The sequence below is a fragment of the Kinneretia sp. DJ1R-11 genome (genome assembly GCF_025717595.1).
GTDB lineage: Bacteria > Pseudomonadota > Gammaproteobacteria > Burkholderiales > Burkholderiaceae_C > Paucibacter_A.
In genome coordinates this window covers 94,776-106,987 of the sequence record NZ_JAJIRR010000005.1, presented here as the reverse complement: position 1 = coordinate 106,987, position 12,212 = coordinate 94,776, and the positions used below count along the sequence as shown (strand labels likewise).

General features: G+C 66.2%; 8 protein-coding genes. 6 read left to right on the top strand and 2 right to left on the bottom strand.

The genetic code is table 11. The features are described 5' to 3' along the window. The first annotated feature begins 13 nt into the window (after nt 1–13). The 6 genes from LNV23_RS10800 to LNV23_RS10775 all read left to right on the top strand — a co-directional run bounded on the left by LNV23_RS10800 (nt 14) and on the right by LNV23_RS10775 (nt 10,926). Complete coding sequence (locus tag LNV23_RS10800) at nt 14–3,052, top strand: contractile injection system tape measure protein (RefSeq protein ID WP_263562991.1); 3,039 nt, start codon at nt 14–16, stop codon at nt 3,050–3,052. Further along, the gene (locus LNV23_RS10795; RefSeq protein WP_263562990.1) at nt 3,036–4,394 is read left to right on the top strand and encodes an ATP-binding protein; all 1,359 of its coding nucleotides are present in this window, start codon (nt 3,036–3,038) and stop codon (nt 4,392–4,394) included. The genes LNV23_RS10800 and LNV23_RS10795 overlap by 17 nt, the downstream gene beginning before the upstream one ends. Then, nucleotides 4,391–7,042: a putative Ig domain-containing protein gene (locus tag LNV23_RS10790; RefSeq protein WP_263562989.1), complete on the top strand. Its 2,652-nt coding sequence runs from the start codon at nt 4,391–4,393 to the stop codon at nt 7,040–7,042. The genes LNV23_RS10795 and LNV23_RS10790 overlap by 4 nt, the downstream gene beginning before the upstream one ends. Then, nucleotides 7,039–7,374, top strand: a complete 336-nt coding sequence (locus LNV23_RS10785) for a hypothetical protein (protein WP_263562988.1) — start codon at nt 7,039–7,041, stop codon at nt 7,372–7,374. Before LNV23_RS10790 ends, LNV23_RS10785 begins: the two co-directional genes overlap by 4 nt. 44 nt (nt 7,375–7,418) lie before the next feature. Then, complete coding sequence (locus LNV23_RS10780; protein ID WP_263562987.1) at nt 7,419–8,906, top strand: eCIS core domain-containing protein; 1,488 nt, start codon at nt 7,419–7,421, stop codon at nt 8,904–8,906. A 370-nt stretch (nt 8,907–9,276) separates the two neighbouring features. After that, the gene (locus tag LNV23_RS10775; protein WP_263562986.1) at nt 9,277–10,926 is read left to right on the top strand and encodes an eCIS core domain-containing protein; all 1,650 of its coding nucleotides are present in this window, start codon (nt 9,277–9,279) and stop codon (nt 10,924–10,926) included. A gap of 97 nt (nt 10,927–11,023) precedes the next feature. Here the strand turns inward: LNV23_RS10775 and LNV23_RS10770 are convergent, their stop codons facing one another. Together LNV23_RS10770 and LNV23_RS10765 are read right to left on the bottom strand one after the other, a co-directional pair. Then, complete coding sequence (locus LNV23_RS10770; protein ID WP_263562985.1) at nt 11,024–11,389, bottom strand: VOC family protein; 366 nt, start codon at nt 11,387–11,389, stop codon at nt 11,024–11,026. A 56-nt stretch (nt 11,390–11,445) separates the two neighbouring features. Beyond that, nucleotides 11,446–12,162, bottom strand: a complete 717-nt coding sequence (locus LNV23_RS10765) for a riboflavin synthase subunit alpha (protein ID WP_263562984.1) — start codon at nt 12,160–12,162, stop codon at nt 11,446–11,448. Nucleotides 12,163–12,212: the final 50 nt, after the last annotated feature.

Below are 12,212 nucleotides of genomic sequence, written 5' to 3'. Positions count from 1 at the left end.
ACACGGGCCCGCCATGAACCACAGCCATCGCATCGAGACGCTCAGCTGGGAGGCCCGATTCAGCCATGCACGCTTGGCCCATGCGCAGCAAGATCGCCTGAGCGAGTTCATCCACAAGCACGCACTGCCCCGCATGGCGGAGCGCTTCGATGCCCTCAGCCCGCCGGGCGAGGTCTGGGCCCTGGATTGCCTGGAGGTCGACATCGGCCGCCTGCGCATCCAGGACAGCCCCAGCCAATGGCTGCGCCAATTCGACCTGGCGCTGCAGCGCAGCCTGGCCAGGCTGAGCGAGCAAATCCCGCCCAGGGCCGCGCTCGCACCGTGGGCCGACAGCAGCCTGGACAGCGAGCCGACCCGCCGGCTGAGCAGCGCCGGCCATGAGCTCGGGCAATTCCTGCACTTTCTGCAGCATGGCCTGCTGCCCTGGGGCATGCCGCTGCGCTCGGCGCGCGACCTCGCCGGCTGGCTGGAGCGCCTGGCCCTGCACCATGGGCCACGGCTGTGGCAAGCCCTGCAGCAGCTGATGCCGCCCGAGCCTGTGCTGGCCCGACTGAGCCTGATTGCACCGCATGCCGGCCTGCAGGCCTTGCTGAGCGTGCGCCACCGCGAGCTGGCCGAGGCCATGCTGCTTTTGGACGACAACTGGCTGCTGCCGCTGCAGCGGCGCGGCCGCCTCAGTGCCTACCAGGTGCAAAGCCTGCAACAGCGGCTGCGCGTCGCCGGCCTGCATGCGCTCTGGGGCTTGAGTGGCGGTGCCCTCGGCGGCGCCCGCCAGCGGCGCCTGCTGGCAGCCCTGCAAGCGAGCCATGCCGAACTCTTGGGCCCCGGCTGGATGTCGCTGCGGCGGGCGCTGCGGGGTCAGGTCTTGCCCCGCCCAGCAGGCTCGGAGCTCGCAGCCGCCATGCTCGCGGCCCTGTTGGGCGACCCGGACCAGGTCGACGCACAGACGCAGGCGGACGCTGACTCAGGCGCCTCGGCCAGCGGGCCCGGCCGGCCGCCCTCGCGCCTGGGCCAGGCCGCCTTGCGCCGCATGCAAGAGCAGGTTCAGGCCTGGGCCACGGGGCGGCCGTCGGCAGGCAGCTCGGCCCACATCGGCCGCAACCTGGCCGAGCTGCACCGGCAGGCCCCCGCCGCCTTGCGCCAGGCCTTGCTGGAACAGCTGCGCCCACGCAGCGGCCGGCGCGCCTGGAGCCTGGCCCTGCCGGTCGAGCACAGCTGGCCCCTGCTGGCCCTGCTGGCCGGCCCAGCAGGAGCAATTCGGCCGACTGGCAGGCCCCGCGCTGACGAGGCACTCGCGGGCCCGGAGCCACTCACGCGGCCAGCCCCGCCGCAATGGGCCGACTCTTTGCGCCAGACCGCACTGCAGCTGCTCAAGGCCTGCCCGGCGGCCGAACGACCGGGGCTCAGCGCCATGCAATCGCTCCTCATGGAAGCCAGCCTGGCCCACCTGCTGGAGCATGGGCGCCTGCCGGCCACGCACAGCGCCTGGCTGAGCCTCTGGCAAGGCGCCTGGGCGCGCTGGCAAGGTTCGGGTGACGCTGACACGCCAGCACCTCAAGCGCGCGATCGGTTCAAGCGCGCGGCCGGGCCGGCCTTGCAAGCCGCGGCCAGCTTGCCCCTGGCTTCCGACGGCCCTAACTCCACAACGCCGCTGAGCCGTCTGCAGGCCCTGCCCTGGTTGCCGGCGCTGATCGCGCGCTGGCAAGCACCCAAGACCCAGCCTTCGGACGAAGCGGCAGCACCGCCCTGGCCGACTGTGGCCTTGCGCCGCTGGCTTTGGCAGGAGGCTGAGGCGCTGAGCGAGGCAGCAGCGCCCACAGCCACTGTGGCCCCGATCCAGCCCGCCAGCCTGGAAGCCCATTGGCGGCGCCGCTGGCAGCAGCTGCACGACAGCAGCGTCCAGACGAACGCAGCGCAGGAAACGGAGGCCACTGCCGACCCGAAACTCCGGCTTGAAAGCCAGCTGCAGCAGCTGTGGCTGCAATGCCAGAGCAAGGCCTATGGCGCGGCACAGCGCCTGCGCCTGGCCGAATTGCTGGAGCAGCCGGCAGCCTGCCAGCAGTGGTGCGCCCAGTTTGAGCCCGCTCAGCGCTGGCAATGGCTGGCAGCCCAATTCGGTTCTGCAGCGGCGACGTCCTTGAAGGACAGCATGGCGACGATGCGCGCAGAAGCGGCAGCACGCGCGCCAGAATTGGCTCGCGACGCTGTTCCAGCAGTCGCTCCAAGCGCCACCGCTGTACCGGCCACGGATCCGCTCTGGCCCCTGCTTTGCGAGCATCTGTTTGTGCTCGCCGGCGGCCCAGACGCGGCAGGCTTTCGTCGCCATCTGAAAGAGGCCGGGCGGGGCCATCAGCGCGCTCGACCTCGAAGCGAAGCGGCCCTTTCAGGCAGCGAAGGCCAGGCCGGAGCTGCGAAGCAGATTCAAAGTTCAAGCGCCACGGCCATCAGCGCCAAGGCGAGCGCAACAGCGCCCGTGCGCCCAGCCCCGCCGGCAAGGCCTGCGCCTGCCACGGCGCCGCCGGGCCCCTTGGCCGCGCCGATCTGGGTCGAGGACGCCGGCCAGGTGCTGCTGGCCGCCTATGCCGAGCGGCTGTTCAAACACCTGGGCTTGACCGAAGGCGGGCAATTCGTCGATGCCCCGGCCCAAGCGCGTGCCGTCCTGTGCCTTCAAGCCTTGGTGCGCGGTGATGCGCCCAGCAGCGAGCCGCTGTGGCCGCTGTCCAAGCTGCTTTGCGGCCTCGCGCCCACCGACCTGCTGCCGGCCTGCGATCCACTGACGGCCCAAGAGCAGGCGCTGCTGAACGACTTGCTGACCGCGGTCATCAGCCATTGGAAGGCCATCGGGAACACCTCGGTCGCCGGCCTGCGCGAGAGCTTTCTGCAGCGTGAGGGTCGGCTCGAACGCCAGCGCGCCGAGCACGGCGAACCCGCACCCTGGCGGCTGAAGGTGCAGCCCCGTGCTTTCGACATGCTGCTTGACCGCCTGCCCTGGGGCTTTTCGATCATCAAACTGCCCTGGATGCAAGGAGTGCTGCATGTGGAATGGCGCTGACACCGCCCATGCTCAAGCTCTGAGCATGGAACTGGACTGGCTGGACACGCTGCTCGCGCAGCGCTTGGACCAGTTCTTCAAGCAGACCCCGCTAGTGCTGGGCGAGCCCGCGCCGACCCTGCCGGCGGACAGCGAGCTGGCCCGCGTGCACGCCGAGTTGGCCGAGCTGCAAGGCCTGCCGGCCCTGAGCAGCGAGGAGCGCCTGCTGCTCGCCCTGGCCCTGGTGCCCCATCTGCGCCCGGCCGCACTCGACCTGCTGTTCATGCGCAATCAGAACCTGGAGCGTGGCTTCACCGAGTTCGGCGGCATCAAGAGCCAGAACCATGGCGGCTTTATGCCCACCGGCGAGACGGCGGCCTTCCTGATCGCGGGCGAATCGCTGGCCCGGCGCTTTGCCCTGCTGGCCCTCTTCGACCCCGGCCATGGCTTTGCCCGCCGCGGCCTGCTGCGCCTGGAGCCGCCCCCGGCCGGCGAGCCCCAGCTCAGCGGCTTGCTGGCCGCCAGCCCCGAGGCGCTGCAAAGGCTCAGCACCGGCGTCTGGCACAAGCCGGACTACAACGCCCAGTTCCCGGCCAAGCTGATCCACAGCAGCCTGACGTGGGACGATCTGGTGCTGGCGCCCGAGGTGCTCGACGACATCCGCCAGCTCAGCGCCTGGCTGACACATGGCCGCACGCTGATGCAGGACTGGGGCCTGGCGCGCAGCCTCAAACCCGGCTACCGCACCCTGTTCTATGGGCCACCGGGCACCGGCAAGACACTCACCGCCACGCTGATCGGCCAGCAGGCGAAGCTCGACGTCTACCGCATCGACCTGTCCATGGTGGTGTCCAAGTACATCGGCGAGACCGAGAAGAACCTGGCCCGCGTGTTTGACCAGGCCGAGACCCGCAACTGGGTGCTGTTCTTTGACGAAGCCGACGCCTTGTTCGGCAAGCGCAGCGCCGCCAGCAATGCCAACGACCACCACGCGAATCAGGAAATCGCCTACCTGCTGCAGCGGGTGGAAGACTTCCCCGGCGTCGTCATCTTGGCCAGCAATCTGCGCGGCAACCTCGACGAAGCCTTCTCGCGACGCTTTCAGTCCATGGTCTATTTCCCCATGCCCGACCCCGAGCAACGCCTGCGCCTGTGGCGCGGCATGCTGGCCGGGCAACACCTGGCCCCCGATGTGCGCCTGGACGAGATCGCCCAGCGCTATGAACTCTCCGGCGGCTCGATCGCCAATGTGATCCGCCACGCCGCCTTGAGCGCCATGCGCCAAGGCCGCCAGCAGGTGCGGGCCAGCGAGCTGCGCACCGGTCTGGCCAAGGAACTTCGCAAGGAAGGAAGAACGCTGTGAACCCCGCCCACCTGAATGCCCCGGCCAAGGCCACGTTCCCGGCCACGGCACGCCGCGGCCTGCGCCTGCTCGGGGCGGCACTGCTGGGCCTGTGCTGCCTGGGCAGCGCTGCACGCTTGGCCACCGAGGCCGAAAGCAACACCCCGGCCGCTGCCGCCAAGCCGGCCAGCGCCGCGGACGGCGCCGCCACCAGCAGCCCGGTCAGCCCGCAAGCCGAGAGCCACAGCCAGCCACTGCCCGCCGAGGCCAGCGCCCAGTGCAAGGCCAGCAGCCCGGAAGCGAACTGCTGCTGCGCCGGACAGCCGGCACTGCAGCTGGACCTGCCCCCCGTGCGCCTGCCCGCCGCCGTCGTCGGCAAGGCCTACAAGCACGTCTTGAAAGCCAGCGGCGGCCAGCCGCCCTACCGCTACCGGCTGACGGGCGGCACGCTGCCCGAAGGCATCAAGCTGGACGAGCAAGGCCTGCTGTCCGGCATCGGCCTCAACGCACAGCGCCATCCGCTGAACATCAGCGTCAGCGACGCCCAGCAGCGCCAGGGTCAGCAAAGCTACATCCTGAGCGTCATCACTGCGCCCACGCAAGCAAGCAAGCCGGCAGCGGCCGCCTCTGCTGCTTCCGCGTCCAGCCCCGCCGCCTTGAAGGCACTCTCGCTCAACGATGCCCAGGCCAAGGTGCCTGCGCCGCGCCGGCCCCAGGTCGAAGTCTTCAAGCTGGCCCAAGCAACGCTGGACCTGCTGCTGCCCACACCCAGCCCGGAGGAAGAGGAACAGCTGAAGCTGGAGGCCGCCAAGCCCAGCGAAGACGCCGGGGGGGGCGACGGCATGCGGGTGGAGGCCGCTGCGGCACCAGCACCGGTCGCAGCCGCCGCATCTGCGCCCGCTGCCGATACCGGCCCGCCTGCCCCGGGGCCGCTCACCGAACCGCAAATTGAGCAGCTCAAGCAGCTGCTGACGCCCCTGATCCAGGTCGAATTCCCGAATCGGCAGCTGTTCGAGGCGGCGCTCGATGCCCAGCTCTGCCAATTTGTGGCGGAGCTGACGCGCGTCAGTGCCAGCAAGCAGGGCATCAAGCCGCCACCCGCGGCCGAGTTCGCCCGGGCCTGCCCGCCCAACAACTGGCCGCAACGCCTGGAGGAAGCTCAGAAACACAGGGCCTGGGTGGCCGCCGAGCCGGCCAAAGCCCTGGCCGCCGCCAGCCGCAAAGCCGCCACCACCGACATCAGCTGGCAGGAGTTGGCCCCGACCATCATGCCGCCGGAGCTGCGGGCCTGGCTGGTCGAACGCAGCGGCCGCAAATACCCGCTCAGCTTCGACAAGAAGATCAATTGGGACGGAGCGGGCTGCGGCTGCGTGCAGGACGAGATCGGCAGCCAGATCTACGGCTTTTTCCCCGAATGGTGGTCTAGCGACAAGGCCCAGCAAGTCGATTTCAGCCGCCTGCACCGGATCAGCGTGTTCGGCCTGGCCATCAACGACGACGGCAGCCTCGCCGTGCCCGAGCATGCCATGCAAGGCGCCACCGATTTCGTCCGGCAGGCCCGGGTTCACGGCACCGCGCTGGACCTGACCCTGTACCGCAATGACTGGCTGTTCCTGAAGAACGCCGACAGCAACGAGCGCAGCAACACCATCGAACGCATGATTCGCGAGGCGCCCGGCCGCGCTATGGCCGTGATTGACCGACCGCTGAACGACTGGCGCTCGCGCCTCTACGGCGTGCTGCCCGGCCTCGGCCATGCCACGCGCATGGGCGACGGCCTGACCCTGTTCCTGGACGAGCTGCCACCGCGCGAAGACCTGGTCTGGCGCGGCCGCTTCGATGCCTATTACAAAAAGCTGGTCGAAGCGCTGATCGTGGCCCTGCGCCAGGGTTCGCGTGACTACACCCTGAACCTGGTCATCAGCGACCGCGAGCTGGCCCGCCCCGGTGCCTTCGAGCTGAACAATCTGTTCGACTACCTGCGCCAGGCCGAGGAGCCGACGCTGCTGCGCGGCCGCATCCACTCGGACACGGCCGAGTACAAGAGCAACACCAACGTGACGCTGCGCTTCATCGTGCTGTTGTCCGAGCCCAGCGGCGACAGCAAAAAGGCCTTGCGCGTCAAGCTGGATCAATCGACCGCCATCAAAGGCGGCGACCGCCGCATCTTTCTGCGCAAGCTGATCCCCCTGGTTTCGCCACGCAGCAAAGGCGGCCAGCAGTTCGCCGACGACCTGATCTACTTCGACGACAACTACGGCGGGGTCGCCTTCTGGCCCCTGCCCATCAAGGAAGTCTCGACACCGGTCGATTTCAGCCAGAACTTCGACACCGCCTTTCTGACTGGCTCGATCAGCGACTTCAAGCTGGCCCTGCGCGGCTGGGTCTGCGAACACCGCTGGCCGCTGCGGGCCATCTTCGAGCTGCTCTTGCTGATCGGCGCCGCTTGCGCTGTGGCCCTGATCCTGAACTGCACCTGGCGGGCCCGCTGGGGCCGCTACATGCCGCTGGGCGCCCTGCCGCCGCTGTCCGTTGGCAGCCTGCTGTTCGCCTTCGACCCCGGCCTCAAGCCCCTGCGCGAGAGCCCATTCCTGCTTTGGACCCTGCTCGTCGCCGTGACGATCTGGGCGGTGTTGGCGATGCGAAGAACCCAGGTGGAGAAACCATGACAAACCCAGGCAAACAAAGACTCAGCAGCCCGGTCCGCGCGGCTGCGCCGCTGCAGGCCGCCGCTGCCCATGCGGGCGGGTTCGCCGCCGACGCCAGCAGCCCGAGGCAGCTGGCTCAGGGCGCACAGATCGCGCAACTCGAGCGCAAGACCAAGGGCCATTCGCGCGGCGCCTCCCATTCCAAGACCGGAGCGAACGGCAAGACCACCTCGCACCAACCGGGCAAGGCGCGCACCGAAGACCCACGCAAAAGCGCCGCCAAGAACCGCAAGCGTGACCGCCTGATGCAGGCCAATGTGGCGAACTCGATTGCCAAGGGCGGCGGCAAATAGCCAGTCCGCACGGTCACCTCACCCCATGACCAGGAGCTCCGAGCATGAGCAGCAACGCCCCGCGTCAACTTCGCGCCAGTGAGCCGGCAGGCCCGCTGCACGCCCCTGCCGCCGATGTCGACACCGGCCTCGCCCAGAGCGCCGGCAACGCCCTGCCCGCCTGGTCCGACAGCCCGCGGCAGTTGAAGCAAGGCGCACAGCTCACACAACTGCAGGCGGCGGCGTCGTCGTCCGCCACGCCAGCCCAAGGCGGCCTGCCCCAAGGCCTGCGCCAGGGCATTGAGTCGATGTCGGGCCTGGACATGTCCGGCGTGCGCGTGCATCGCAACTCCAGCAAACCGGCAGCGCTGCAAGCCCATGCCTATGCGCAGGGTCAGGACATTCACCTGGGGCCGGGGCAGGAGAAGCATCTGCCTCATGAGGCTTGGCATGTGGTGCAGCAGGCGCAGGGGCGGGTGCGGCCGACGAGCCATCGCCAAGGGACGCCCGTCAACACCGAGACGGCTCTCGAACGTGAAGCAGACACGATGGGAAGCAAGGCGCCGATGGTGGCCTTGCAGCGAAGAGCCGCGACAAGCAGGCTCGCTCTGGGTGAGTCAGAGGTTCTGCAAGGTTACTTTACAGGTCCACCAGCATCGGCCGTCGAACTCGCAGCAAGATTCGTCCAGGCCAAGTTCCCCATGCTTCTGGACGAGTTCGAACAAATCGCATGGAGCAATGACGAGGTCAATCTCTACGATTGGCTCGCGGACCGTCTCGATATCCATATGAACGATATCTATGACTGGGAAGACCAGCAGCCCAAGTCTGGATCCATGGGCGAGCAAGCATTGGAGCAGCGCCAAGCCATCGATGCACCCCGATACGGTGGCGCGATCTTAGACAAGGCGCCGGCGGACGCCGAACGAATCGGCTACCACTACACCAGCCCCGAACTAGAGGCGCTCATCCAAGCCAGCGGAATCCAAATCAGCGAGGAACTCTCGGGCAAGGAAAGCGCCGTGGGTGGCGTGAATCAGGATGGCGAGGGCTTCTACACCACGGACGACAAGGAGTTTCCCTATCACCTCCCCAACAAGACCTCGATTCGCTTCGCCGTCTATATGCCCAAGGACTTGCTGGGCCAACTGCGCCGACTGGACCGCAGCGCTAGCCCCGGCTTTGAGAATGTCAGATGGTGGCAAAACGATCCGGGTTTACGGCGACTCATCGTTGAGTACGACTACATCTTGCGTGTGGGAGCCAATGCCGAGATCAAACTGAACCCACACATGGTTCCTTACATCGCGCTGGTCCGAGAGGCAAGCAAGCAGGCGGTTCTGCCCGCCAATCACATGGCCGGATTCAGGATGGAGTTCGTCATTCCTGACTCCTTGCAGCAGTTCCTGCTTGGACATTGCAAGGCAATAGATAACTTCGACACGCAACAGCAATTCGTCAGGAACAATGTCCCTAGGCTTGCGCCCGAAACCCCGGTCGGTGCCGTCTTCAAGTGGATGAAAGGTATGAACATTGCAGCATCACCGCCATAGCCACTCATCCAGACACCGTGTCACATGCCCTTTTGCGATGCGGATCGCTTGACCCGCGCGGTCGATCAAGTTGCCACGAGGGCTTAGGCTGCCCATCAACTCCTAACTCGCTATTGCATGCCAAGCACCGAAGACTAGGGAAGCTCTGCAGAAATTAGCCCGGCCCCTGCTAGCGCGGACTCGGGCGGTCTGCGGCGTTGCACTTCTCGCCAATAGCTACGGCTATTGGCTTCAAACTGCGCCTTGCAGCCCATCCCGATCCGCACTACATCGTCTCGCCCCGATTTATGCAGAGCTTCCCTAGCTATGCCTTCGACTAGCCCCCTTACGCTGCCGACTAACACTGAGTACCGCCCCTGGAGCCCAAACGATGAGCACCGCCCCTCGCCAACTCCGCGCTACCGAGCCGACCGGCCCCCAGCGCTCGCCAGCCGCCGATGCCGACTCCAGCATCACCCTGAGCGGCGTCAGCGCCCTGCCCGCCTGGTCCGACAGCCCGAGGCAGTTGAAGCAAGGCTGGCAAATGGCGCAGCTGCAGGCTGCGGCTGCGCCCGCCACGCCGGCGCAAGGCGGCCTGCCCCAAGGCTTGCGCCAGGGCATTGAGTCGCTGTCAGGCCTGGACATGGCCGACGTGCGTGTACATCGCAACTCCAGCAAGCCGGCAGCCATGCAGGCTCATGCCTATGCTCAAGGTCAGGACATCCACCTTGGGCCGGGGCAGCAGCAGCATCTCCCACACGAAGCATGGCATGTGGTGCAGCAAGCTCAAGGACGGGTGAGGCCCACCTCTCAGCTAAAAGGTGGCGTTCCCATCAATGAAGACAAAGCCTTAGAACTGGAAGCTGACGCGATGGGCGCAAAAGCATCGTCCAGCGCAGCGGTACATCAAAGCGCGCCCCTGCTAGGACAAGTGGCACCCGATACCACTACCGCACCGATACAAAGAATCCGCATCAAACTGAACCACGCAAACGATCCGATCATGAACAACGTGCGAGCGGCGAGGGTGCCAAGACCAGGGGAAAGAACTGTCGACGGTCTGAATGACTATCAGCCCGAGCACGCTGCCATCGGTGATGATGAAGCCATTGTCCTGGAAGGGCATGGGACCTATCTCAATGCCGATCACGCACCGGATGCACCGTACGATTCCCAAGCCCAGCTCGGGCCTCGCGAACTGGCCAATGTGGCGTTCATGATCCCCAAATCCGAGCGCTGGCACGGCCAGATCATCCTTTTCGGCTGCGCGACCGGACCGCTCACTTTGGAAGTATCTCGTCACTACCACGCCCTGACTGGCCAGTCGATCAATGTCGTCGGAACACTGGCTGACATCAGAATGGAGCTACCCGACGAGAGGATCGCGGAGCACCACGCTGAATACGACGAGGTCGAAGGCCGCTTTCCAAGGAGCACTGCCTCGATTTCCGCCCGAGGCCGATACTTGAAATGGTTGATCGGCGGTCAAAAGCTCGTCGAATCGCTGATAGACGAATTGTTGATGCTTAGGGAATCGATGATCAGCGACTATGGCACCGCAGTTGAAGGTGCCAAGGTTGCGTTGCAAGGCAAGATGACAATGCTTGCACAGCTTCCCGGGCAGCAACTGACCTATGTCGGTGGTGTCTGGACTGAACGCAACATTGCAACTGTCGGTGAAATGTCAAACACAGGCGTAGAGAGCCTGCTGCTGTTCCTAGAAGCAATGGCCTCCCGTGACGCTGAGCCCATAGCAATGGATGACGAAGCTGAGGGCCTGTTGCAGTTCCTTGTCTGCTTTCGATCCGCGCTCGATGACTTTGAACGAATGGCCATGGCTGATGCAAGGACCACGCCTGAAGGCACAGTCGATTGGGAAGGCGAGAATGTCCTGAACTCAATGGCCGAAGAATCTGATGGACTGCCTCGTGAGCCCTTGGGACGTGAGTACCTGCGATCAGACCAGTGGGGCGGCGGCGAGGGTGGTCAAGTGCTAACGATGACGATGCCCATCGAAGGACAGTTTGAAGACGATTTCTAGTGGCCTTGGCTGTCGCTGAACTGGGATCATCTGAGCGACATCGCTGAGTCTTGCCATCCGCGCCTGACAACGAAGCCACTCCGAGCTGGCAGTGCTTTCAGCCCAACTCCTGGCCAAACATCAGGCGATGGCCGTCGACGGTGCACAAGCCAAACTCGCGCATGCCCCAGGGCTCATCACGCAGCAGCTTGATGAAGTCCAGCCGGCGGGCCCGGTACTCGGCATAAAGCGCGTCCACATCCTCGACCGTGACGTAGGCGAAATAGGCGTGGTCGCCAGTGGCGGCGGGCGCCAGCGCGTCGGGGCAATCGCCCAGCATCACGGCAAAGGCGCCGCGCGCCAGAAAAGCCCAGCCAGGCGCTTCGAACTCCAATTCCATGCCGAGTTGATCGCGGTAGTAGGCGAGCGAGGTCGCGAGCTCGGGCACCGCCAGCACGCAGCGGGTCTTGCTCAACTTGGCCATGGCGATACCCTTCCCTTGCGATACAGATTCGCGGCGCAGCGATCCGAACTCCGTGCTCAAGCCTTGCTCGTGCCGCCGCCCAAGACCCCATCCAGGCTCTGCCCTTGCGAGGCCATCCAAGCCTCCAGCGCCGGCAGCAGCGGCCCCAAACGTTCATCCACAGCGGCGCGCACTGTGTCCACCATGACCTGGGTCTGGCGCTCGATCTCGATGTGCAGGGCTGCGCCCACACCCTTCTCTGCGAAGGTGGTCATTCGCAGGGTTTCGGGGATCAGCCAGACCTCGAACCAGCCCGAGCCGTCGCGCTCACGGCCGGCTTCGGCCACGGTCAGGCTGGCGCCGTTCACTGCGATGTAACCCTTGGCGAAGATGTAGCGCATCCAGGGCGCGGGCACGCCGATGCGGATGACATGGTTGTTCTCGGGCTGGCGGATGGCCTGCACCGTGGCCATGAAATCGACATGGCCGGACAGCGGGTGGCCGCCGATCTCGGCGCCGTCGCGCGCGGCGCGCTCGACATTGAGCCGGCTGCCCGACTGCAGCGCGCCCAGCGTGGTGAGGTTCAGGCTCTGCTGCATCACATCGAAGTCGGCGCGATCAGCCGCCTCGTCGAGCGCCGTCACCGTCAGGCAGACGCCGTCCGAGGCCACGCTGGCGCCGATCTCCAGGCCTTGGCAGAAGCCGGGCGGGAACTGCAGGGTGAAGCTGCGCAGACCGGGCCGGTCTTGCAGGGCGGCCACCTGGGCCACGGCTTGAACAATGCCAGTGAACATCGCGAATGAGGTGCTGAAAAAAGTAGAGCCTGAGCCCAAAACGCCGCCAC